19 protein-coding genes and 2 pseudogenes are annotated in these 22,223 nt (G+C 70.4%); 11 read left to right on the top strand and 10 right to left on the bottom strand.

From position 1 onward, the window contains the following. Positions 1–84: 84 nt before the first annotated feature. The 3 genes from ACZ6B1_RS31575 to ACZ6B1_RS31565 all read left to right on the top strand — a co-directional run bounded on the left by ACZ6B1_RS31575 (position 85) and on the right by ACZ6B1_RS31565 (position 2,349). Complete coding sequence (locus ACZ6B1_RS31575) at positions 85–441, top strand: STAS domain-containing protein (protein ID WP_256339463.1); 357 nt, start codon at positions 85–87, stop codon at positions 439–441. After that, positions 441–1,373 (top strand): anti-sigma factor RsbA family regulatory protein, encoded by a 933-nt coding sequence (locus ACZ6B1_RS31570; RefSeq protein WP_468783992.1) that lies wholly within the window; start codon positions 441–443, stop codon positions 1,371–1,373. Before ACZ6B1_RS31575 ends, ACZ6B1_RS31570 begins: the two co-directional genes overlap by 1 nt. A 127-nt stretch (positions 1,374–1,500) precedes the next feature. Beyond that, positions 1,501–2,349, top strand: a complete 849-nt coding sequence (locus tag ACZ6B1_RS31565; protein WP_468783990.1) for an RNA polymerase sigma factor SigF — start codon at positions 1,501–1,503, stop codon at positions 2,347–2,349. Between the two features lie 156 nt (positions 2,350–2,505). On the opposite strand, the gene ACZ6B1_RS31560 is transcribed toward ACZ6B1_RS31565, so the two are convergent. Next, positions 2,506–3,735, bottom strand: a complete 1,230-nt coding sequence (locus tag ACZ6B1_RS31560) for a flavin-containing monooxygenase (protein WP_468783988.1) — start codon at positions 3,733–3,735, stop codon at positions 2,506–2,508. A 195-nt stretch (positions 3,736–3,930) separates the two neighbouring features. On the opposite strand from ACZ6B1_RS31560, the gene ACZ6B1_RS31555 reads away from it, so the two are divergent. Then, positions 3,931–4,566: an ABC transporter ATP-binding protein gene (locus tag ACZ6B1_RS31555; protein ID WP_468783986.1), complete on the top strand. Its 636-nt coding sequence runs from the start codon at positions 3,931–3,933 to the stop codon at positions 4,564–4,566. Then, positions 4,563–5,354: a hypothetical protein gene (locus ACZ6B1_RS31550; RefSeq protein ID WP_468783984.1), complete on the top strand. Its 792-nt coding sequence runs from the start codon at positions 4,563–4,565 to the stop codon at positions 5,352–5,354. Before ACZ6B1_RS31555 ends, ACZ6B1_RS31550 begins: the two co-directional genes overlap by 4 nt. A gap of 371 nt (positions 5,355–5,725) precedes the next feature. Here the strand turns inward: ACZ6B1_RS31550 and ACZ6B1_RS31545 are convergent, their stop codons facing one another. Beyond that, positions 5,726–7,456 carry a PP2C family protein-serine/threonine phosphatase gene (locus ACZ6B1_RS31545; protein ID WP_468783982.1) on the bottom strand — a complete coding sequence of 577 codons (1,731 nt, stop codon included), beginning with the start codon at positions 7,454–7,456 and terminating at the stop codon, positions 5,726–5,728. 173 nt (positions 7,457–7,629) lie between these two features. Between ACZ6B1_RS31545 and ACZ6B1_RS31540 the strand changes: the two are divergent. Then, a pseudogene (locus ACZ6B1_RS31540) lies at positions 7,630–8,052 on the top strand (Tn3 family transposase); the annotation flags it as partial. Between the two features lie 95 nt (positions 8,053–8,147). Here the strand turns inward: ACZ6B1_RS31540 and ACZ6B1_RS31535 are convergent. From ACZ6B1_RS31535 to ACZ6B1_RS31525, 3 genes are all read right to left on the bottom strand, one after another. Further along, the gene (locus ACZ6B1_RS31535) at positions 8,148–8,699 is read right to left on the bottom strand and encodes an EF-hand domain-containing protein (protein WP_468783980.1); all 552 of its coding nucleotides are present in this window, start codon (positions 8,697–8,699) and stop codon (positions 8,148–8,150) included. Between the two features lie 130 nt (positions 8,700–8,829). After that, positions 8,830–11,139 (bottom strand): molybdopterin-dependent oxidoreductase, encoded by a 2,310-nt coding sequence (locus tag ACZ6B1_RS31530; protein WP_468783978.1) that lies wholly within the window; start codon positions 11,137–11,139, stop codon positions 8,830–8,832. A gap of 315 nt (positions 11,140–11,454) precedes the next feature. Continuing rightward, a complete protein-coding gene (locus ACZ6B1_RS31525; RefSeq protein ID WP_468783976.1) occupies positions 11,455–11,829 on the bottom strand; it encodes an aldo/keto reductase in 375 nt (124 codons plus the stop codon). Here ACZ6B1_RS31525 and ACZ6B1_RS31520 point away from each other — a divergent pair. The 5 genes and pseudogenes from ACZ6B1_RS31520 to ACZ6B1_RS31500 form a co-directional block, all read left to right on the top strand. Then, positions 11,762–11,917, top strand: a pseudogene (locus tag ACZ6B1_RS31520) (ABC transporter ATP-binding protein); the annotation flags it as partial. The gene ACZ6B1_RS31525 and the pseudogene ACZ6B1_RS31520 overlap by 68 nt on opposite strands. Before the next feature lie 484 nt (positions 11,918–12,401). Beyond that, positions 12,402–13,418, top strand: a complete 1,017-nt coding sequence (locus ACZ6B1_RS31515) for a zinc-dependent alcohol dehydrogenase family protein (RefSeq protein ID WP_468783974.1) — start codon at positions 12,402–12,404, stop codon at positions 13,416–13,418. Between the two features lie 334 nt (positions 13,419–13,752). Next, entirely contained in the window at positions 13,753–15,486 is a 1,734-nt protein-coding gene (locus tag ACZ6B1_RS31510) for a bifunctional phosphatase PAP2/diacylglycerol kinase family protein (protein ID WP_468783972.1), read from the top strand. Beyond that, positions 15,486–16,439, top strand: coding sequence for a YihY/virulence factor BrkB family protein (locus tag ACZ6B1_RS31505; protein WP_468783970.1), 954 nt, complete (start codon positions 15,486–15,488; stop codon positions 16,437–16,439). The genes ACZ6B1_RS31510 and ACZ6B1_RS31505 overlap by 1 nt, the downstream gene beginning before the upstream one ends. Continuing rightward, positions 16,440–17,222: a phosphatase PAP2 family protein gene (locus ACZ6B1_RS31500; protein ID WP_468783968.1), complete on the top strand. Its 783-nt coding sequence runs from the start codon at positions 16,440–16,442 to the stop codon at positions 17,220–17,222. It abuts the gene before it with no gap. A 112-nt stretch (positions 17,223–17,334) separates the two neighbouring features. Here the strand turns inward: ACZ6B1_RS31500 and ACZ6B1_RS31495 are convergent, their stop codons facing one another. From ACZ6B1_RS31495 to ACZ6B1_RS31475, 5 genes are all read right to left on the bottom strand, one after another. Continuing rightward, on the bottom strand, positions 17,335–17,673 hold the full coding sequence (locus tag ACZ6B1_RS31495; RefSeq protein ID WP_468783966.1) for an STAS domain-containing protein: 339 nt from the start codon (positions 17,671–17,673) through the stop codon (positions 17,335–17,337). Further along, positions 17,670–18,965, bottom strand: a complete 1,296-nt coding sequence (locus ACZ6B1_RS31490) for a PP2C family protein-serine/threonine phosphatase (RefSeq protein ID WP_468783964.1) — start codon at positions 18,963–18,965, stop codon at positions 17,670–17,672. The genes ACZ6B1_RS31495 and ACZ6B1_RS31490 overlap by 4 nt, the downstream gene beginning before the upstream one ends. Next, positions 18,965–19,768 (bottom strand): alpha/beta fold hydrolase, encoded by an 804-nt coding sequence (locus tag ACZ6B1_RS31485; RefSeq protein WP_468783962.1) that lies wholly within the window; start codon positions 19,766–19,768, stop codon positions 18,965–18,967. Before ACZ6B1_RS31485 ends, ACZ6B1_RS31490 begins: the two co-directional genes overlap by 1 nt. Before the next feature lie 66 nt (positions 19,769–19,834). After that, positions 19,835–21,067: a PP2C family protein-serine/threonine phosphatase gene (locus tag ACZ6B1_RS31480; protein WP_468784230.1), complete on the bottom strand. Its 1,233-nt coding sequence runs from the start codon at positions 21,065–21,067 to the stop codon at positions 19,835–19,837. Between the two features lie 528 nt (positions 21,068–21,595). Continuing rightward, positions 21,596–21,961, bottom strand: coding sequence for an STAS domain-containing protein (locus ACZ6B1_RS31475; protein WP_468783960.1), 366 nt, complete (start codon positions 21,959–21,961; stop codon positions 21,596–21,598). Between the last annotated feature and the right edge of the window lie 262 nt (positions 21,962–22,223).

The following is a 22,223-nucleotide window of genomic DNA, read 5'->3' as shown; positions in this document are numbered from 1 at the left end:
GTCCGCCGTGCCTGACCGGGTATCGTGCAAGGCGATCGATATGAGCCGCCGTGCGGCCGAGCCCGGGGAACTGGGGGCAAAAGCGTGGATGTCGCACCTGGCGTGGGCGGGCCCTCCGCCGCGCCGCCACGTGAGGCGGTACTGCAGATCAATCCGTTGCCCGACAGTTCGGGGCTGGGGGCGATCGGGGAGATCAGCATGAACACACGGACGGTCTGGCAGCAGGCGCTGCAGCAACTGGTCGAGCGTGGCACGGACGTGCATCACGTGGATCTGTCCCGGGTGCGCTTCGTGGATGTGGCCGGCGTGACGGACCTTGCGGTCACCGCCCAGCGTCTCCCCGAGGGACAGCGGATCGTACTTCACCGACCTCCGGCGCAGCTGCCGCGCATCCTCGAACTCTTCTGGCCCGGGCTTACCGTGATCGAGGTGGCTGCGTGATGACCACAGTGCCCTCGCACGAGCCGTTCGTGCACCCGGCGCTCTTCTACGAGGGGACCGACCAGTACGTCGCGGGAACGGTTCCCTTCCTGCGGGAAGGGCTGGACGCCGGTGAGCCCGCAGCCGTCGCAGCTCCGCCGGATCGTTTGAAGCTGATCCGCGAGGGGCTCGGTGAGCGAGCGGCGCAGGTCCGTTTCATCGACATGACCCAGGCCGGCCGCAACCCGGGCCGCATCATCGCCAACGTGCTGCGCAAGTTCGCCGACGCCCAACCCGGCGCCCGCCGGGTCCGTATCATCGGCGAGCCGATCTGGCAGGGCCGTTCCGCCGACGAGTACCCGGCGTGCGTCCAGCACGAAGCGCTGATCAATGCCGCTTTCACCGGGCGCGCGGTGACCATCCTCTGTCCCTACGACGCTGGGCAACTAAGGCAGCAGGCGCTCTGTGACGCCCTGGCGACCCACCCGGTCGTCATCGACGCCGACGGTGAGAGGCAATCCACCGCCTACAGCCCCGAAGAGATCATTGCTCGCTACAACGAGCCCCTGCTCGCTCCACTCGATGCTGCGGCCTGTACCTTCGCCGCACCGACACTGCCCGAGACTCGCGACTTCGCCATGTCCCGGGCGCGGGCCCTGGGCGTGTCCGGCGTGAGCCTGGGCGACCTGGAACTCGCGGTGGCGGAGCTGACCACCAACAGCGTCGTCCACGGCGCCGGCTCGGGGACGCTGCGGATCTGGGCCGAGAGCGACCGCATCGTCTGCGAGGTCCACGACGGCGGACAGCTGACCGATCCGCTGGCCGGCCGTCGCCCGCCGAATCCCACGCAGCCCGGCGGCCGCGGACTCCTGCTGGTCCACCAACTCGCCGACCTCGTCCGTGTCCACACCGGCCCCGACGGCACCACCATTCGCTGCTACCTGCCCGGCTGACCACGACCACGTAGCGAGCCTGCTCAACACAGCACAGGTATAGGTGCGGGAAGACGGGGTAGGCGCTGCGCCGTCGGCCGTTTTTGCAGGCGGTAGCGGTCGGCTCGAACTTTGGGAGGGGCACAGCATGGCGCTCATGAGCATTCCGGCGGCACTGGACGCACGAACGAGCGAGCTGCCGGAGGTCGCCGACCCCTCCCGGGTTGCGCCCAAAGACGCTCGCCGGCTCTCCAAGCTGTTCTTCGAACAGCTGACGGTCCTGGAAGAGGGCACGCCCGAGTACAGCTACACCCGCAGCACACTGATCGAGATGAACATGTCCCTGGTCCGGTACGCGGCCGGCCGTTTCCGCAGCCGTGGCGCAGAGGAGATGGAGGACATCGTCCAGGTCGGCATGATCGGCCTGATCAAGGCCATCGACCGGTTCGAGCTGACGCGCGAAGTGGAGTTCACCTCCTTCGCGATCCCCTACATCGTGGGCGAGATCAAGCGGTTCTTCCGCGACACCACCTGGGCCGTACACGTGCCGCGCCGGCTGCAGGAAGCCCGCGTCCAGCTCGCCCGCGCCACCGAGGAACTGCGCAGCCGGCTCGGCCGCACCCCCACGGTCAAGGAACTGTCGGAGCTGATGAGCCTGCCCGAGGACGAGGTACGGGAAGCCCGACTTGCCGCCAACGGCTACAACTCCTCCTCCCTGGACGCCGCGATCGGCGGCAGCGAAGACGGCGAGAGCGCTCTGCAGGACTTCATCGGCGCCGAAGACCAGGCGCTGGAACTGGTGGAGGACTTCCACACCCTCGCCCCGCTTCTCGCCGAACTCGACGAGCGAGACCGGCAGATCATCCACATGCGGTTCGTGGAGGAACTCACCCAGGCCCAGATCGGCGAACACCTGGGCGTGTCCCAGATGCACGTCTCCCGACTCCTGGCACGGACCCTGGGCCGCCTGCGCGAAGGCATGCTCACTCAGCGCTGAGACCACCGGCAAAAGCGACGCCAGGTCCGCAAAGTCCGCCGATGGACCTCGGCCAGAGCCGGGCGACTGCGCTGCCGTCGAGGTGGGCGGTTGCCGAAGTCGGCCGATGTCGCCCTGCGGGGAACGCCGCAGAAGGGCCAGGCTTGCGAACCGCCGTCAGCTCGACGCGCGCCCTTTGTCGAGTGCGTCGGCCGGGCGGTCGCCAAGCCGGGGAGCGGGGAGGGTGGCCCGCGCCTTCTCGTGGCGGAACGCGCGGGCGATGGCGCGCGCCTCGATGCCCGCCTGGCGAAGGACACCCGTGAGGGGATTGGTGTATCCGGCGAAGTACAGGCGCGGGGCTTCAGGATGGGTCCGTGCCCCTGCGGCGAGGGGATGCCCGGCCTCGTCGAGCACGCCCAGGGACCCGACCAGGTCGTGCAGGTCGGGCCGGTAGCCGGTGGCGGCGATGACAGTTTCGGGTCGCAGGCGTGTGCCGTCGGCCAGCACTACCTCGGGGCCCTCGAACGCCTGGACGGCCGCGACCGGCTCGACCCGACCGGACCGGACGGCGTCCACGAAGCCGTGGTCGAGCACGGGGTTGACCCCTTCACGGGCATTGCGGGTGTACAGGCCGATGCCGGGCCGGGGCAGCCCCCGTGAGGTCAGGTCGGGCACCGCGAGACGCTGGGTGAGCAGGGAGGTGCGATCGCGCCACGCGAGTGGGAGGGCCTCCGTAAGTCGGCCGGCAGCATGCCATCGTGCGCTGGAGCGGGGCAGGATGTTGGGTGGGGTACGGACTGCGATCCGTACCCGCCCGGCTCCGCCCCCGGCCAGGACACTCGCGATCTCGGTACCGCTGTTACCGGCGCCGACCACCAGGACGTCCTGTCCGCGGTAAGGGGCCGGAGAGCGGTAGTGGGCCGAGTGCAGCAGGGTGCCGGTGAACGTCGAACGCCCGGGCCAGCGGGGGAGGTCAGGGGTATGGCAGCGACCAGTGGCCACCACGACCGCGCCAGTGGGCACGGGACCGACGGGGGTGTGGACCAGCCACTGGGCTCCCGAACCGGGCTCGGCCCGTTCGACGCGCTGCACCGGGGTGGTCACCCGGACATCGAGTCGGTGATGGGCTACGTAGCACTCCAGGTATCGCACATAGTCGTCCCGGCTCACCCACGGCCCCGCCTGGCGCGGCACCGGCAGGCCGGGGAGCTTCGACGTGCCGGGAGTGGTGTGCAGGCGTAGGTGGTCATAGCGCTGCGCCCAGCTCGCTCCCACGCCGTGCGACCGTTCCAGGATCACGGTCGGTTCTCCGGAGCGGTTCAGTAGCGCGGCGGCCGCCAGGCCGTGGGGGCCGGCTCCGATCACGATCGTGGGAGCGCTGAGGTCTCGTTGTGGTGTCGGGGGCATCGCCTCCTACAACGGCAGACCGCGGCGTACGTCACGCCCAACTGGCAGGTACAGAAGACCGGGTGACCGCCGTTACACCGGCGGTACGGACTCGTTGGACACCGGGCGGCAGACGTCGCGCGGAGGATCGGTCCGCCCAGGGCCGGACCGTCCGGGTCGGCTCGTTACATCTGTCCGATCTTTCGAGGGGCTCATGTGCAGGCAGTAACCACGCGCCACCGGCCACGGCTGCGGATCAGCGGAGTCTGCAAGGCGTTCGGCGGCAGGCAGGTCCTGCGCGATGTGGATCTTGACGTGAATGCCGGGACGCTGGTGGGAGTCGTCGGCGAGAACGGGGCGGGAAAGAGCACTCTGCTGCAGATCGCCGTGGGACACCTCGCACCCGACCGCGGAACCGCGACACGGGCCGGGGCGGTGGGGTACTGCCCGCAACGGGCTGTACTGAACGACGCGTTCACCGTCGGACAGCATCTGCGGTTGTTCCAGATGGCCTACCGGCTGCCGACACTGGAGCGCGCCGGCGAGCTGATGGAACTGCTGGCGTTGACCGGCTGCCGGCGACAGCAGGTCGGCGAACTCAGTGGTGGCACGCGGCAGAAGCTGAACCTGCTGATCGCCCTCATGCACGATCCGCAGTTGCTGGTCCTGGACGAGCCCTACCAGGGCTTCGACTGGGACACCCATCAGCGGTTCTGGGCCCTGGCCGCCGACCTGCGTGATCAGGGCCGGTCGATCATCGTGGTCTCTCACCTGCTGCACGACCTGCACCACTTCGACGCGATCGCTCACCTGCGCCAGGGCCGTCTGCACTTCGAGGAGACCGACCGTTGAGGCTCTCCTGGACGGCATTCACCGAACTGCTGCGCTGTACTCTGCTGGGCCACCTGCGCAACCGGCTGGCCCTGGTTCTGGCGGTCGCGTTCATCCCCGTCTGGATTGCTGTGGCACGCCTGTGCACCTCCGACCAAGTGGTGCGCATCCGGCTGGACGCCATCGGCGCCCCCCTCTCCGCTCCGGCGAGCCAGGTGGGGCAGGTGGCCAGCGCGCTGGGCGCCGTCACCATGGTCGCCGGCTTCATCACCTTCACCGAGACCTTCCAGTCGCGGCAGATGGACCGGCGTCTGCTGCTGGCCGGTTACCCCCGGCTGCCGATGCTGTTGGCGAAGCTTGCCGCCGTCGCCCTCACCGCCGCCCTGTTGGCCCTCTATACCACGATCGTGCTGTGGGTCTCTCTGCCCGTACGCCACACAGCACCCCTGGCGCTGGCCCTCGCGGGCGCCGGCCTCGTCTACGGCGGGATCGGCCTTCTGCTCGGCTCTCTGGTCCGCGGCGAGCTGGAGGGCTTCTTCCTCATCATCATGCTCAGCCTGGTCGACACCGGCCTGCAGAATCCCGTCTTCAACACACTCATGGATGTGGCGGGCGTATCCGCCCTCCCTCTGTACGGCGTGAACCAGCTGGCGCTGAGCTCAACCCTCACTCCCCAGAGCGCCTGGTCCCCTGGCTTGCTCTCCCTCGCCTGGTCCGCAGCGACCGGCGCCCTGGCGCTGCTCGTCCTCCACACCCACCGCCCTTCCCGCGCCCCGTGGTCCCGCAGGACGAGAGTCCAGGCAGGGTGATCACGGTGAGGACGGTCTTCCTCGATCAGTGTCCTGCTGCGCCGAATCGCGTCGAAGGTGATGGGGCCATACGCCGGAGCAGACCTGGACACCAGGGCGCCCGATACCCGCGAGCAGCGCAAGGACCTGCCGTACCCCCTCACCAACCAGCTCCTCCTGACCGCCCTTGACCTACACGGCGCCCGTCCTCCTAGGCGAACCGGTATGCGGACACTGCGTTCTGGCTCCGCTCACCGGCGGGGCAGTGCAGGGCCTGCACCGCGCGAAGCTTTCGCGCGGCGGGAGCGTTCGAAGCCTCGGCCCACCGGCTGAGGAACTTCGACGGCCCCCCTCAACCCCACTCGATCTGCCTCCCGCGCGGGTCGGGCGGGTCATACGGAAGGGGGGGTACGCAGCGCGATCATGGCGACGTCGTCATCGTTGTCGCTGGGGCGGACCTGGTCCAGCAGCAAGTCGCAGAATGAGTCGAGGGGGCGGTGGGCGAGGGAGGCCGCGTGTCGGCGCAGCCGGTCCAGCCCATGATCGATGGAGTGGTGCGGGGATTCGACCAGCCCGTCGGTGTAGAGCAGGAGTGTGGCCTGGGGTGGCAGGACGGTGACGGCGTCGGGGCGAGGTCTGGTGACTCCGGTGCCGAGGAGTATGCCGTGAGCCTCGTCGAGGTAGCGGGTCTGACCGTCGTGGTCGATGAGCAGGGGCGGCGGGTGGCCGGCGTTCGTCCAGCGTAGGCGCCACAGTGTGTCGTCGCCGAGTGTGAGCCTGGCGAGGATCATGGTGGCCATGGGTACCTCGGCTATGTGCATCACTGCCTCGTCGAGCCGAGTGACGACGGCGCTGGGTGTGGCCTCGGGGTGGGACCAGGCGAAGGCGCGCAGCATGTTGCGGACCTGCGCCATGCCGGCTGCGGCGTCGAGATCGTGCCCGACGACGTCGCCGATGGCCAGTGCGTGGGCGTGGGCGGCCAGAGCGAAGGCGTCGTACCAGTCACCGCCCACGGATGAGGCGTCCGGAGCGGGTACGTAGCGCGCGGTCATCCCCAGTCCGGGCAGGACGGGAAGCTGGGGCAGCAGGTGGCGTTGCATGGTCTCGGCGACTTTGCGCTGGCGCTGGTACAGGCGCGCGTTGTCCAGCGCCAGGCCCGCCCGGCGGGTGAGGTCCTCCAGCAGCGGCAGGTCGGCAGGGGTGAAGGCGTCATGACGCTGGGCGCGGCCCAGGGTCAGGGCGCCGAGTACGTCGCGCAGTCCGCGAATGGGTGCGATGGCGGCGGAGTGCATACCTGTCGCGGTGAACAGGCGCTGCTGTTCGACCGCGATGCCGGAGTCGGGCGGACCTTGGTAGGTGGCGGGGCCGGCGAGGGAGGAGGCGGCGCCACGCAGGGCCCGTGACAGGGGCATCGGCGACTCCGCCGGCACCGGAGGCATCGGGCCCTGCAAGTCGTCCCGTTCGACGAGAATGTCGTCCTTGTGCTCCATCACGAGAACGCGTCGCACTTCATCACGTTCGGTGAGCAGGTCGAACACGGCCCAGTCCGCGAGCCGGGGCACGGTAAGGGCCGCCAGTCGGTGCAGCGCCTCGTCCGCGTCCAGGGTGGATGTGAGCCGCGTGGTCGTCTCCGCCAGCAGGGCCAGGCGGTCCAGCTCCGTCAGCGGCGCGGAGTGCCCGCCGTCGCTGTGGCGAACGTCCGGCTGCTCCGGCGCGTACAGCATTGCCAGTGCACCTGTCCCGCCCGGACCGAGTGAGCAGGGCGTGACCAGCCAGGACAACTGGACGAGAGTGCCGTCCCCGCGGGCGAACCACTCGGCCTCGCCATGCCTGGTGTCCCCCGTGAGGAGCGCCTTCCTCATCCGGCAGCGCGTGCGCGGCACCGAGTGTCCGTATCTGTCCCTGTGCAGCAGGTCATGGAAGTCCTGGCCGACGAGTTCTGAGGCTTCCCTGCCCAGCAGGCTTTGGGCCGCGCTGTTGACCGCGACGATGAGGCCATCGTCATCGACCGCGAGGGCGGACGCCCGCAGGTTATCCAGCGTTCCGCTGAGCAGGGCGCCAGAACGCGCCTGATGGCCGGGCAGGGGAGCACTTCCCCGGCCGGGAGCGGCGACGTCGTCCATGTCCCTCCTCTGTTCAAGCCCGAATCGAGTCGAGTACCCCAACCGGACTCCGCCATGCACCGAAGGCTCATCTCCCCAGCTGCGACTGCTCGAGCACATCCTGGTGGCGCAGGAGGAGGCCGTCCTTGAAGTCCCGAGTGCCGGTCGCGAGTGATGAGGAAGACGGGGGGTAATTCCCGCAGGGGCGGGTGTGGACGCACGACGAGGGGCCGGTGACGCTGTCCAACCAGTCGATGGGCTAGTTGCGCCGCCACCGGGTGCTGCTGCCCGGGGTATCGGTGCTTGCCCGGAGGTGTCGGAGGCGCGGCAGGTCGCGGAGAAGCGGCTGCACGCCACGGTCGCGGGGCCGCGCGGCGGGCGGCCCCGGCGTTGCCCGGCGACTTGGTGGCGACGCTCAAGACGCCGGGGGCTCGCGGTTCTCGGAGCTGGAGCGTCGCACCGGCCGCCGACGCCGATGACGGGCACCGCGTTTGCCCGCGCGCTGGAGCGCGCGGATGAGATCAGTGCGCATCGGCTCGGCCGGCTGAAGCTGTCTCAGTTCCCACCTGACCGCAACGGCGGCGCTGGCCCGGTACGGCGGAACGACGAGTCGGCCGCCGACCGACGGGGGGCGCGCCAGGGGCTGCGTGGCCTGGGGCCTCGAAGCCGACCGCCCGCACAGCAGTGGTGTGGGCGGTCGGATCCCGGGCTGTCAGGCGGTGACCCTGCCGAAGAGATGGTTGGCAGGAGCATCCGGGTCGTTGCCGTAGAAGAACTCGGCGAGGGCCTGGTGGAATTCGGCGCGGTCCAGCCCACCGGAGCCGTCCCTGTCCAGAGCGGCGAAGACCGTGGCGCAGTCCTCGCCGGGCACACCGGCGACCGAGTCGAACATCTGCTGGAACTCGGCCTGGTCGATCTTGCCGTCCGCGTTGAGGTCGACGAGGTCGAAGAAGCAGTTGGTGACCGGCGCGATTTGCTGCGGATAGAGGGCGGGGTCGGTCAGGACGCTCCTGAAGCCTTCGGTCATCTCCCGGAGATCGACCTTCCCGTCACCGTCCTGGTCCATCGGGGCGATCACATTCGTCCAGAACCCGTCCATTCCCTCGATGAGTCGGCGGGCGGTCGCGGAGTCCGGCGCGGTGTCTCGGGCGGCGATGTAGCGCTCGCTCATCGCGCGGACGTCTTGCTGGGTGATGAACCCGTCGCCGTCGACGTCGGCGCCCCTGAACCACTGGCCGTACTTGAGGTCTTGAAGTGCAGTCACGACTGCGCACAGTATTCATCTGATTACGCAAATGCAAAACGAGGGGTGGCGCCTCTGGCAGCCGGGGCGGCCCGCTGCGCGCTTGACGACGACGAACTCGAAGGACCTGCCCGAAGAGGCAGCCTGCGTGTCAGTGTTCGAGGTGTGGTGGTGTGAAGGCGAGCACGTCCGGAAGGGGGCCGTCGTACCGCTCGACGTCGACGAGCGCACTGTGGGCGCTCGGTCCCTGGGACAGGCGGGAGCACCCTCGGTCGGCCGTGAGGGTGTTCGGATTGCCGTGGCGGTCCAAGGTGCCGCTCTGGCCTGGCTGGGCCGGGTCCCACCATGCTCCGGTGGACAGTTGGATGACGCCTGGCATGACGTCGTCCGACAGGACTGCGCCCGCCAGGCAGCTGCCGCGGTCGTTGTGGACGCGTACGATCATGCCGTTCTCGATGCCGCGGGACGCGGCGTCCAGGGGGTTGATCGTCACGGGCTCACGGCCGTGGATTTTCGACTTGAGGCTGTGGCCGCCGTTGTCGTACTGGCTGTGCAGGCGTGAGGCGGGCTGATTCGAGATCAGGTGCAGCGGGAATCGGTCCGACAGGCCGGCACGGAGCCACTCCACTGGTTCGAACCACGCCGGATGCCCGGTGCAGTCGTCGTAGCCGAACGAGTCGATCTCCTCGGAGAAGATCTCGATCCGGCCCGACGGGGTCGTCAGGGGGAAACGCTGCGGATCTGCGCGGAGCGCCTCGAAGCTGCCGGGGAACGGGCCGCTCAGCGCCGGCAGTTCAGCCGTGGAGCTTCGCCAGAAGTCGTCGAAGATCGGCAAGGCCCCGTCGTCGCCGAGGTCGGCCCTCGTCTGCTCGTAGAGGTGCCGGACCCATTCGATCTCGGAGCGTGACTGCGTGAACTCGCGCTCGTATCCGAGCCGGGAGGCCAGGGAGGTGAAGATGTGGTGGTCGGTGCGTGACTCGCCCGCCGGCTCACGGACTTTCGGCATCGCGACGAGGTGGGGGTCGGAGAATCCGGCGGCGAAGTCGTCGCGCTCCAGGCTGGTGGCGACGGGAAGGACGATGTCGGCGAACTTGGCCGTGGTGTTCCACCAGGCTTCGTGAACCACCACCGTGTCAGGGGTCTGCCAGGCGCGGGTCAAGCGGTGGAGATCTTGGTGGTGGTGGAACGGGTTCCCTCCGCACCAGTAGATCAGGCGGAGCTCGGGCAAGGTCAGGCGCCGGCCGTCGTAGTCGATGGTCTTGCCCGGATGCAGCAGGGTGTCGGCGATCCGTGCGACAGGGATGAAATCCGCGACAGGGTTGGGAACCCGGGGAATCGACGCCACGGAGGGCCGGCCGGGGGCGACGCCGGTCGCGTCCATGGTCGCGTAGCCCGCGCCCCAGCCGCAGCCGGGCCGCCCCATCGAGCCCGCCATGGCAGCCAGCACGACCGACATCCAGATCGGCTGTTCGCCGTGGTCCGCCCGTTGAATCGCGTAGTTGACCATGATGAGCGAACGTTGCGTGGACAGGCGGCGAGCCAGTTCGGTGATCGTGTCCCGGCTCATGCCCGTGATCCCCGCTGCCCAGGCGGCATCCTTGGCAACGCCGTCGGATTCGCCGGTCAAGTAGGAGGCGAAGCGGTCGAACCCGACGCAGCAACGGCGAAGGAAGTCCTCGTCGTGCCAGCCGTTGACCAGCATGGTGTGTGCGATGCCGAGCATCGCGGCGGTGTCCGTGTTGGGGATGACGGGCAGCCATTCGGCGTCGAGGAAGCCGGCGGTGTCGCTGCGGATGGGGCTGATGTTCACGAACCGCACCCCGGCGGCACGGCACTTTCGCTGAAGGTCCTGCGTCTGGTGTCTGGCCAGTCCGCCGGGGTTGATCTGGCTGTTCTTGAGGGCCAGCCCTCCGAACGCCACCACAAGCTCACAGTTGTCGGCGATCTCGTCCCACATCGGCATCCGTGACTGGTAGCTCCACGGAGCTCCGCCGATCACATGGGGGAGGACGACCTCCAAAGCTGCGGTGCTGTACGTGTTGCGAGAGTCGGTGTATCCCCCGCCCAACGCCAGGAATTGGTGGAGTTGCGCCTGCGCGTTGTGGAACGCGCCCGCACTCGCCCAGCCGTAGGAGCCGCCGAACACAGCGCTGTCTCCGTGCTGTGAACGCACTCGGCGCAGTTCCTCGCTCACCAGGGTGATCGCGTCGTCCCAGCTCACCTCCACGAAGGCGTCCGCGCCCCTGGCCGTGTCATGGGCGCGCGGCAGGCCGTTCAGCCAGCCCTTGCGCACCGCGGGGCGCAACACGCGGGCGCTGTCGTCGGCGGCTGTCACCATTCCGGGTCCGATAGGCGACGGCGCGGGGTCATCGCCCCTCGGCTCGATTCGCACCAGCCGACCGGAATCAACCACCGCGACAAAACTGCCCCAGTGCGTCGCAACCGACATGCGTCGTTCCACGATGCATCAACTCCGTCTCTGAAGTTCCCCGGCTCTAGGACAGCGGCCACTTATGTCACAGTGGCTCCACGTCAGTTGACGGGCCGCAGGACACAGACTCCCCCTGCGGCCCGCTGCCCAACCCCGCACGTGCACGACCCTTCCAACGGCCGCACAGAAGCGCCGTCCGCGTCGACTCGCCTCAGGGAGCATGTGTCGGCATGGGCCGGCAGTACGCTGGCAATACGTCCGGGACACCGGCGGCACGGTATCCATCCCGACCTCCCGAGATCTCCCCGTCGGCAGCTACCAGCTGTGGATTCAGACGAACGACGGCTACGTCCTCCTTGCGCCGAGGTAGCTGTCGAGCTGGGAGAGACTGCGCGGACCGATGATCGGGACGAGCGTGGCCACGGAACGGGCGGCGGGCTCGCGCACCCGGGCCACCGCCACCTGGGCGGGCGTCACGCCGGTCTCCTCGGCGATCGCCAGGACGGTGTCGACGACGGCGGTCTTCTGGCCGGTGCTCTCGGTGTGGATGACCATGCCCAGGTCGCTCAGGCGTCCCTCGGCGGAGCTCCGGTACTTGCCGGTGAGCAGTCCGCCGCCGAGCGGAGACGACAGGGCGGCGCCGAGCCCGAGGCTCTCGGTGATGCACGATCCGCAGGTGCTGCTGTTGGACGAGCCGTACCAAGGGTTCGACCGGGACACGTACCTGCGGTTCTGGCAACTGGCGGGCCGTCTGCGTGATCGGGGGCGTTCGGTCCTGGTGGTTTCCCATCTGGCCTACGACACCGAGTCCGGGGGCCCGGCGGCCCTCATTCGGGCCCCCAAAGCATCTCTGACCTGCTGCTTTCCTGCCTGCGTCCAGGCCGACACCTTTCCGATGACGCATCCCGTGGAGTGCGTGGCGATTCTGGAGCCCGCCGGCAAGGGTGCCTGACCTGCAGGTGCTCTGTTCCGGCTCGGCTCCCGACCTGCTTTGCCGTGTCCAACGGATCGGACGGCAGCCCAGTACCTCACCTGATCGTCGCAGCCGCTCACCGAGCACCGGCGCACGAGCCTAGGCGGCCCTGCCGGGAGGGACGTACTGCCAGTACACCCATCGACGGTGACTGGCTGCCCGCCGTGAAGGGCGGTTACCTGGAAGACGTGGTGCTGTCCCGGCCGTGCGTCGGCGGGGGCGGGCCGCCCGCCCCGGTACACAGACGTCTCGGGTCCCGGGGCCGGTCGCACGCGGACCGCCGCAGCGGTCCGACCGCACGTACGCAAAGGAATCTTTCATGCGCGGCGCAGTGATCCACGCCCCCGGTGACGTCCGCTTCGAGACGCTGGACGACCCCAGGATCCTCCAGCCCACGGATGCGATCATCCGTACGGCCGTCACCTGTGTGTGCGGCTCCGACCTGTGGGCCTGGCGCGGTCTGGAGCCGATCGGAGACCCTCATCCGATGGGGCACGAGTATGTCGGCTTCGTCGAGGAGGTCGGTTCCGAGGTCACGGCCGTGAAGCCGGGACAGTTCGTGGTCGGATCGTTCGCGACCTCGGACAACACCTGCGCGAACTGCAGGAACGGTTTCCAGTCGAACTGCCTGCATCGCGAGTTCATGAGCACGTGCCAGGCCGACTACGTCCGCATCCCCAACGCCCAGGGCACCCTGGTCGCCACCGACGAGGTGCCGGCCGAGGACGTGTGGCCGAGCCTGCTGGCCGTCTCCGACGTGATGGGGACCGGCTGGTGGGCCGCCGACGCCGCCGAGGTGCGGCCCGGCTCGGCCGCCGTGGTCGTCGGGGACGGCGCCGTCGGCCTGTCCGCCGTGATCGCGGCGAAGGAGATGGGCGCGGAGCGGATCATCGTCATGAGCCGCCACGAGTCCCGGCAGAAGCTGGCCCGCGAGTTCGGCGCCACCGAGATCGTCACCGAGCGCGGCGACGAGGGCATCGCCCGGATCAAGGACCTCACCGACGGTATCGGCGCCGACTCCGTGCTGGAGTGCGTGGGGACCGCCCAGGCCATGCAGCAGGCACTGCACTCCGCACGGCCCGGTGGCAACGTCGGCTTCGTCGGCGTCCCCCACGAGGTCGCGATCGACGGGCAGGAGCTGTTCTTCTCCCACGTCGGCCTGCGCGGCGGCCCCGCCCCCGTGCGCCGCTACCTGCCCGACCTGATCGACCGTGTCGTGGCCGGCGGGATCGTCCCGGGCAAGGTCTTCGACCTCACCCTGCCCCTGGACGAGGTCGCGGAGGGGTACCGGGCGATGGACGAGCGCCGTGCCATCAAGGCACTCCTGAAGCCCTGACCCCGTGAACGTCGGCGACGCCGGGCTCGGCGGGTCACGGGCGGTCGACCCGCTCGACGCGCCGGCTCCCGCCCGTCCCCGGACGGGGTAGGCCGGTCCGCTCACAGGAAGCGCCGCATCCGGGTGCCGGGGAACGGTCGGGTACCGGGGGGCGAGCGCCCGAAGCGGACGCCCGCGAGAGAGGATCCCCGGCATTCCGCGAGCGTCGAGCCCGCCCGCCGGCCTCGGCCAGTCCGCCTGGTCTGCTCCTCGGCCGAGCGGGCATACGGCGAGGAGCCGGAGAGGACAGCGTCCGGCGAACTCCGTCGCCAAGCGCCGAACCAGAGGGGTACTCATGTCGACTGCCGCGCCCGGAAGATCCGCCGGGCTTTCCGGGGAAAGACCCGGAGAGGTAACCGGAGCCCCGGGCTGGGGCCGCCGCTCGATGCCGCGCGGAGTCGGCTGGTCCGTCAGGTCGATCGGCGCGCTGACCGTCTGTCAGGCCACCCTCATGGTGGGCCTCGGGCTGCTGATCACCGGCCCCGCCCGCCACCTGTGGCCGCTGACGGCCGAGGACTGGGTCAACGAGTCCTTCGCGCACGCGCGCACGGCCACCCTGACCACCCTGTCCTCCATCGCGTCGGAGGCCGGCAACACCCTGACGGTGATCGCCATCACCCTGGCGAGCTGTCTGGGCCTGATCCTGATACCCCGGCTGCCGATGTGGCGGCAGGCCACGTTCCTGGCCCTCGCCGTGTCCCTGCAGTCGGCGGTCTTCCTCGTCATCACGATCGCGGTCGACCGTCACCGTCCCGACGTGCACCGGCTCGACGGCTCACTGCCCACGTCCAGTTACACCTCCGGCCACACCGGCGCAGCCACCGCCCTCTACGGCGGCCTGGCCGTGCTGGCGCTGTCCCGGCTGCGCGGACCGTGGCGGACCGCCGTGGCGTGCCTGCTCTGCGCCGTCCCCCTCCTGGTCGGAATCGCCCGCCTCTACCGGGGCATGCACCATCCCACCGACGTCGTCGGCGGGCTCGTCAACGGAAGCCTCTCGCTGCTGATCGTGGGGCGCGCCCTGCTCGCGGACGGACGCGTGACCGCTCCCCCCGCCCCCGCCCCCGTGCCCGCGCCCGGCGTCGCGCAGCGGAACCCCGGCAGCACCGCCGTGGTCTTCAATCCCACGGTCACCGACCGGGCCGGACGTGAAGCTCTGCGCCAGGTCCTGGAACACCACGGCCACCGGGCACCGGTGTTCGTCGAGACGACCGCCGACGACCCGGGAGGCGGCCAGACGGCCGGCGCGATCCGCGACGGCGCGACACTCGTGGTGGTGTGCGGCGGCGACGGCACGCTCCGCGCGGCCGCCGAGGCCCTGGCGGGCAGTGACGTACCGCTCGCTCTGGTGCCCTGCGGGACCGGCAACCTACTGGCCCGCAATCTCGGCCTGCCGCTGGCACCGGCCGACGCCCTCGACGCCGCACTGCGCGGCACGGCCCGCCGCGTCGACCTGGGGCGCATCGAGGGCGACGGCCTGGCCCCCGCGCACTTCGCCGCCATGGCCGGCGCCGGACTCGACGCCGCGACGATGCGGCGGGCCAACGCGAACGACCGCGCCAAGTCCCTCCTCGGCTGGCCCACCTACGTGCTCGCCGTGCTCCGCGAACTTCGCGGCCCGCGCACGGGCGTCAGCGTCCGTCTCGACGGCGCGCCCGCGCTGCGCCGCACCGCCCGCATGGTGCTGGTCGGCAACGTCGGCAGCGTGCAGGGCGGTGTGACCCTGCTTCCGGCCGCCCGGCCCGACGACGGACGGCTGGACCTGCTCATCCTGGACCCGCGCGGCATCGCCGGCTGGCTGGGCGCCGTACGGACGCTGCTGCGTCCCGGAAGGACGGCGTCCGCCCGGGAGCGGCACGGTGACGAGGGTGGCGCACCCGTGGAGTTCCTCACCTTCCGGCGCGCGGAGTTCGCCTTCGACGCCCCGCAGCCTCGCGAGCTGGACGGTGACCCGGTGGTCTGCGGCCGGCGCCTGACCGTGGAGGTCAGTCCGGGGGCCCTGACCATGCTGCTGCCGACGCGGGAGAAGTGATGGGCACCGCCACGAAGGTTCCCGAGACGCGGGACATGAGCGGGGAGGAGCTGTCCGGCGACGAGGCGTGGGCGGCACTTCGCCGCTACGGCGGCTGGTCGCTCCTGCGGGACGTGTTCGTCCGCTTCCGGTACGCCGACGGCTTCACCCACTCCCGCGCCCTCGCCCTGCAGACGGTGCTGGCCCTCATACCCCTGAGCATCGCCTTCGTCGGACTCTCGACGAGCCTGCACACCGAGAACGTGGGCAGGCTGGCCGAACTGACGATCCACCGGATCGCCCAGGGACCAAGCGCCCACGTCGTGGACGACGCCCTCGACCGCAGCCGGCGCACGGCGGGTGACGGCGCCGCCGTCGCCCTCTGGTTCGGCGCGGTCTTCTCCCTGGTCAACGTCACCACCGCGATGTGCCAGATCGAGCGTGGCGCGAACCGGATCTACGGCAACGAGCGCGACCGTCCCTTCCACCTCAAGTACCTGCGTGGGCTGCTGATGTCCGTCGGTGCGGGGCTCCCGCTCGGCCTGGGGTTCGTCGTGATGGTCGCCGGAGACGACCTCGCCTCGGCGGCGGTGACCGTCTACCACCTGGACTCCAGCGCGCGAACAGCCTGGGACGTCCTGCGCTGGCCCTTCGGGCTGCTGCTCGCGCTCATCTCCGCGAGCACCGTCTTCCGCCGCTCACCGCGCCGCAAGCAGCCCGGCTACACCTGGCTGGCCTTCGGCGCCGCCGTCTACCTGGTGCTGTGGATGACGCTGACCTGGCTGCTGAGCCTCTACCTGGACCTCAGTGGCTCCTTCGACACCATCTACGGTCCCCTGAGCGCCTTCATGTCCCTGTTGCTGTGGGCCTACCTGACCTCGATCGCCCTCTTCCTCGGGCTCACCTTCGCCGCGCAGCTGGAGGCGGCGCGCGGCCGCCGCCCCGGCCCGGTCCAAGCAGACCCGGGAGTCTGAATGCTCAAGCCGACCGCACTCCACACCGTTCGCGAACGCCGCGTGCGGGCCGACCGCAGGTACGGCGCACGGCTGCTGGGCGGCGCCGCCCTCGCCGCCGTGGCCGCGGTCGCCTTCGGGCTGCTCCTGACCCTGGTCGAGGGCCAGTGGCGGCCCTTGCGGCACCTGGACACCTCCGCCGCGCGGGACCTGCACGCGTACGCCCTGCGCCACCCGGGGTGGACGGACGTGCTGCACCTGCTGTCCGACCGGATCTGGGATCCGGTGACGCTGCGCGCGGCCGTCGCGGTGCTGACCGGGTGGCTCCTGTACCGCAGGGCCTGGCGGCTGGCGGCCTGGGCGGCGGTGACCGCCGTGGCCGGGGGGCTGGTCGGACTGCTGGTGAAGACCGTGGTGGAGCGCGCCCGGCCCGCTCTGCACGACCCGGTGGCGCACGCCGCGGGCTACTCCTTCCCGTCCGGCCACGCGATGACGGCGACCACGTCCTTCGCCGTCTTCATGCTGGTCCTGGCGCCCCTCCTACCGCGGGCCTGGCGCGTCGCCTGCTGGTGTGTCGCCGTGTTCTCCGTCATCGGGGTCGGTTTCTCCCGAGTCGCCCTCGGCGTGCACTGGTTCAGCGACGTGCTGGGCGGCTGGATCCTGGGCGTGGCCGTCGTCTCCCTCACCGCATGGGCCTTCGAGGCATGGCGCGCCGACGCCGGGCGGCGCCGCACCCCGGTGAGCCGGGGACTGGAGCCCGAACTCGGTGAAGCCGACCCCGAACCCGGCCCGCCGGGCCGCTGAGCGGCAGGTCCTCGTGCGGCGGCGGGGCAAGAGGGAGCCGGGCTGCCGACGGCGTGGGCGGTTCGCTCCGCGGCGCACCGCGGCACGGGGGAACAAGCCCCCGTCTCGTGGGTCAGGATCGGGTGGCGGTGTCGCTGTCGGGATAGAGCGGGAAGATCTGGTCGAGCCCGACGATGCGCAGCACCCGCAGGGTGTGGGACGGTACCGCGGCGAGTGCCATGTCGGCCTGGGCGGAGTGCGCGTGGTTGTGCGCGGCGATCAGAGCGGTGATGCCGCTCGAGTCGCAGAAGTCCATGCCGTCCAGATCCAGGACGAGGCGTTGGCCCGGCTGCAGGGCGAGGGTGGTGAGCCGGTCGCGCAGCTCGGTGGCGTTGCTGTGGTCCAGTTCGCCGACGACCTCCAGAACGGGACCGGATACGGCGTCTCGGACGGTGATCTTCAGTGGTCTCATTCGGGTGTTCTTGTCGCCGGGCAGGTGGTGAGTTCGGCGGGAACGCCGAGGGCGAGGAGGGCCGTGTCGTCGTCGAGGCCGTCGCCGAAGCTGTCGAGCAGCCCGGTGAGGGCCTGGACGACGGCGCGCGGGGATTCGCCCGCGTGGCTGGTGGCGAAGGCGAGCAGGCCGTCGTCTCCGTAGAGACTGGTGCGGTCCTTGCCGGTACGGGCTTCGGTGAGGCCGTCGGTGTAGAGCAGGAGGGTGTCGCCGGGGGCGAGGGTGGTGCCGGCGGTGCTGAAGCGGGCCTCGGGCAGGACACCGACGAGGAGGCCGCCGGGGGTCCGCAGGAAGTCGGCCGTGCCGTCGGCGCGCAGGACGAGTGCGGGCGGGTGGCCGCCCGAGGCGAGCTGGACGGTGACCTGCCCGGTTGCCGGGTCGGGTTCGAGCGTGCCGAAGACGGCGGTGCAGTAGCGCGGGTCACCGCTGCAGGCGTAACGCTCGTGGAGCACCCTGTTGAGGGTGGTCAGGGCGGCGACGGGGTCGGGGTCGTGCAGGGCGGCGGCGCGCAGGGTGTAGCGGGTCAGTGAGGTGAGCGCCGCGGCCTGGGGGCCCTTGCCGCACACATCCCCGAGGAAGAACGCGAAGCGTTTGCCGTCGATGGGGAAGACGTCGTAGAAGTCGCCGCCGAGCCGGTCGGGGGCGGCGGTGTGGTAGTGGGCGGCCGTCTCCACGCCGGGGACCGGCGGCAGGCTGTCGGGCAGCAGCGACTGCTGGAGCACGGCGAGGGCGTCCTGCAGCCGGGCGCGGTCGGCCTCCGCCTGCTTGCGCGCCTCCTCGGCCGCCTTCCGGCCGCGCAGGAGTTCCTCCTCGTACGCGCGGCGGTCCCGGGCGTCGAAGACGGTGGTGCGGATCAGCAGGGGCTCGCCCATGCTGCCGCGTTTGACCACCGAGGAGACCAGCACGGGTATCCGGCCGCCGTCGGCCTGCTTGAGCTCCAGGGCGATCCCGCTGATCTCACCCTGCATCCGCAGCAGCGGCGCGAAGTGCGTCTCGTGGTACAGCTTGCCGCCCACCGTCAGCAAATCCGTGAACCGCGCCCGGCCCACGACCGCCTCGCGCTCCAGGCCGAGCCAGTCCAGCAGCGTGGTGTTGATCTTCGCGATGGTTCCGTCCATCAGCGTGGACAGATACCCACAGGGCGCGGACTCGTACAGTTCTTCGGCGCTGTCCTCCAGCAGTGCGGCGAACGCCGCCCCCGACGTCTCATGGCCGGCGTCGGGGGGTTCGGGCTGCTGATCGGTGCGGCACATCATCGAAGGCCCGCCAGGAACTTCACGATTGCCTCGTTGGTGGCCTCGGGCGCGGACAGGTGCGGGCAGTGTCCGGTGGCGTCGAGGGTGACCAGGGTCGAGCCGGGGACCGTCCGGTGGACGAAGGCGCCGACCTCTCGCGGGGCGATGACGTCCTGGGTGCATTCGAGTACCAGCGTCGGCACCCGCACGCTCCCGAGGTCGTCCCGCGAGTCCGACAGGAAGGTGGTCCGTGCGAAGACGCGCGCCATGTCCGGGTCGGTGGCACAGAAGCTGTTCTTGAGTTCCTCGCCGAGTTCGGGCCGCTCGGCATTGCCCATGATCACCGGTGCCATCGCCGCCGACCAGCCGAGGTAGTTCGACTCCAGTGACGCCAGCAGTTCGTCGATGTCCTCGGCGCTGAACCCGCCCAGGTAGCCGTCGTCGTCGATGTATCGCGGGGACGGGGCGACCATCACCAACGCGCCGATCCGCTCCGGAGCCATGCCGGCGGCCAGCACGCCGATCATCGCGCTGACCGAATGACCGACGAAGACCGCGTCGCGCAGGTCCAGCGCCTCACACAGCTCCACCACGTCCTCGGCGTATCCGTCCAGCGAGGAGTACCGGTTCTCCGAGAACGCGGTCGAGTCCGAGCGGCCCGCGCCGACGTAGTCGAACAGCACGACCCGGTACTCCCGGGCCAGCGCAGGGACCGTCAACCGCCACATGTTCTGGTCGCAGCCGAACCCATGGGCCAGCACCACCGTGCGCCCCTGATGGTTGCCGGTGACGGTGACGTTGTTCCTGCGGAGGACATCCATTCCTCCAGTGTCGCAGGCCCTGGCCACCGCTCCGTCACGGCGACGAACGTCACGGCGACGAACACCTCACGTCGGCACGTGGACGGCCAGGAGGGCGGTGTCGTCGTCCACCCCGGTGCCCAGGCTGTCGAGGACGTCGCGGATGGCCGCGATGGTGCGCTGGGCGGTGGTGGGGGCCAGGGCACGACCGAGGTCGAGAAGGGCGTCGTCGCCGAAGCGGTCGCCACGGCGGGTCGTGTGCGCTTCGGTGAGGCCGTCGGTGTACAGGAGCAGCGTGTCGCCGGGGACGAGGCTGAAGGTGGTGGTGGCGACATGGGCGTCGGGAAGGACGCCGATGAGCTGGCCGCCGGGAGTGGGCAGGTAGTCGGCGGTGCCGTCGGCGCGGAGCAGCAGGGCCGGGGGGTGGCCGCCACTGGCCAGGGTGATGCGGAATCCGCCCTGGCCGCTGTCCGGGGTGAGCAGGCCGAAGATGACGGTGCAGAACCGTGGGTCGGAGCCGTTGTACTCGTGGTTGAGGACGGTGTTGAGGTTGCTCAGGACCGCGGCCGGGTCCGGATCGTAGACCGCGGCGGCGCGCAGGGTGTAGCGGGCCAGGGAGGTGACGACCGCCGCCTCCGCACCCTTGCCGCACACGTCACCCAGGAACAGTCCCCAGGTCCCGGCGGCCAGGGGGAACAGGTCGTAGAAGTCTCCGCCGACCTCGTCGACCGAGGCGATGTGGTAGTGCGCCGCCACATCGAGACCCGGCACGTTGGCCAGAGCCGGCGGCAGCAGCGTGGCCTGCAGGGTGGTCGCGAGCTGCTGGAGGCGTCGGCGCTCGCGCTCGGACTCCTGGCGGGCGCGCAGCAGCTCCTGCTCGTAGGCGCGGCGGTCGCGGGCGTCGAAGACGGTGGTGCGGATCAGCAGTGGCCGTCCGTCGCTCCCGGTCTTGACGGTGGAGGTCACCAGGACCGGCAGCCGGCTGCCGTCAGCCGCTTTCATCTCCAGTGCGATGCCGCTGATCTCGCCCTGCATGCGCAGCAGCGGCGCGAAGTGCGTCTCGTGATAAAGCCGCCCGCCGACGGTGAGGAGGTCGGAGAACTTCCTTCGGCCGACGAGGTCACCGCGCTTGTGGCCCAGCCAGTTCAGCAGGGTGGTGTTGACCTTGGCGATCTGCCCGTCCAACAGGGTGGAGAGATATCCGCACGGAGCGTGTTCGTACAGGTCCTCGGGGCTGTCTTCCAGTATGGCGGAGAACGTCTGGGCGTCGTCGGGGCGATCCCCTGGGTCCGAGTCCTGGTCGCCGCCGGTCCGGCACATCATCGCGCTGTCCCCGCGAAGGCGGTGATCGTCCGGGCGGGGTACCGGCGGGCGCCGAGCCGAGGGCAGCGCCCGGTTGCGGTCGGGGAGGGCCGGGCCGGGGCAGGCCGGGTGCCCTTGATCCGCGTCCGGCCGAGGGCGCCGGCCTCCGGTTCGGCGGTGGTGTGGCCGACGCGCTGGGAGACCGGTGCGGGTACCACCACCGACGTCACCGGGCCGGGGCTCGGCTCACGGCGGATACCGGACGCCTGCATCACCATTGGGCCGCCCGGCCGACCGGACGCCCGCGTCTGTTTCCTGCTTCGCACGTCCATACGGTTCATCCTCGCAGACCAGGGACGCCGGGACCCCGCGAGCGATACGTGCTGACGGGCCCCGCGCCGACGGGTCCGAGACCGCGGTCCGAGCGGCGCCAGAACGTCCCCCGAACCCGCGCGCCCGGAGCGATCGTGTCGATCACAGGTTGCGCTCGATGAGAACGGGGCGCTCCGGAGCACCTTCCCGCGCGACTCGTCCCTCCGCCCGTCGTCAGTTCGTGTCCAGGGCGTCGAGCGCCTCCTCGACGCTGGAGTGCAGGGTGAGGAGCTGGTCCAGCCCCGCCACCCGGAAGAGCTGGGCCATGACCGGGCTGAGCGCCGCGACCGAGAACGAGGAGCCCGCGGCCTCGGCGCGGTGGTGAGCCGTGATGATCTCGGTCATCCCGGTGGAGTCGCAGTAGTCCAGGGCCGACAGGTCGGCGATGACACCCGCACCGGGGCTGCGCAGCAGGTCCGTCACGGCCGTGCGGAGACCGGAGCCCGTGTAATGGTCAAGCTCTCCCGCCAGACGCAGCACCACGAGCCCGGACGGGTACGGTCGCGTGCTGATGGAGAGAGCGCCCTCTGTCTCGTTCACCAGGTCCCCTGTGAGGTGAGTCGGATACGCCGGGGCGTCGGACCGCGTTCCGGCGGTCGTCGCGTGCGAGGAGCGCGGCTCCGGCGACCCGTGCGCATCCATGGCCATGCGCTACCGGCACAGGTATCCCGATTCGCCTGGATCATCCTACGGAACCCCGGCCGATCGCGTCGTGACACCCGAAACCGCCCCGGCGGATCCGGCCCTCCGGTGTCTGAGAGACTGCCCACCGAGGCGCAGGAGCCATCGCCCCCGGGAGCCG

It is taken from the genome of Streptomyces sp. NPDC041129 (genome assembly GCF_055592265.1).
This window is presented reverse-complemented; position numbering and strand designations above follow the sequence as displayed.

Coding starts and splice junctions, on each gene's coding strand:
- ACZ6B1_RS31485 (WP_468783962.1), bottom strand. CDS start 19,768: ATGGATGTCCTCCGCAGGAACAACGTCACCGTCACCGGCAACCATCAG.
- ACZ6B1_RS31545 (WP_468783982.1), bottom strand. CDS start 7,456: ATGGACGACGTCGCCGCTCCCGGCCGGGGAAGTGCTCCCCTGCCCGGC.
- ACZ6B1_RS31495 (WP_468783966.1), bottom strand. CDS start 17,673: ATGAGACCACTGAAGATCACCGTCCGAGACGCCGTATCCGGTCCCGTT.
- ACZ6B1_RS31505 (WP_468783970.1), top strand. CDS start 15,486: ATGGGCACCGCCACGAAGGTTCCCGAGACGCGGGACATGAGCGGGGAG.
- ACZ6B1_RS31560 (WP_468783988.1), bottom strand. CDS start 3,735: ATGCCCCCGACACCACAACGAGACCTCAGCGCTCCCACGATCGTGATC.
- ACZ6B1_RS31515 (WP_468783974.1), top strand. CDS start 12,402: ATGCGCGGCGCAGTGATCCACGCCCCCGGTGACGTCCGCTTCGAGACG.
- ACZ6B1_RS31490 (WP_468783964.1), bottom strand. CDS start 18,965: ATGTGCCGCACCGATCAGCAGCCCGAACCCCCCGACGCCGGCCATGAG.
- ACZ6B1_RS31500 (WP_468783968.1), top strand. CDS start 16,440: ATGCTCAAGCCGACCGCACTCCACACCGTTCGCGAACGCCGCGTGCGG.
- ACZ6B1_RS31480 (WP_468784230.1), bottom strand. CDS start 21,067: ATGTGCCGGACCGGCGGCGACCAGGACTCGGACCCAGGGGATCGCCCC.
- ACZ6B1_RS31565 (WP_468783990.1), top strand. CDS start 1,501: ATGGCGCTCATGAGCATTCCGGCGGCACTGGACGCACGAACGAGCGAG.
- ACZ6B1_RS31570 (WP_468783992.1), top strand. CDS start 441: ATGACCACAGTGCCCTCGCACGAGCCGTTCGTGCACCCGGCGCTCTTC.
- ACZ6B1_RS31510 (WP_468783972.1), top strand. CDS start 13,753: ATGTCGACTGCCGCGCCCGGAAGATCCGCCGGGCTTTCCGGGGAAAGA.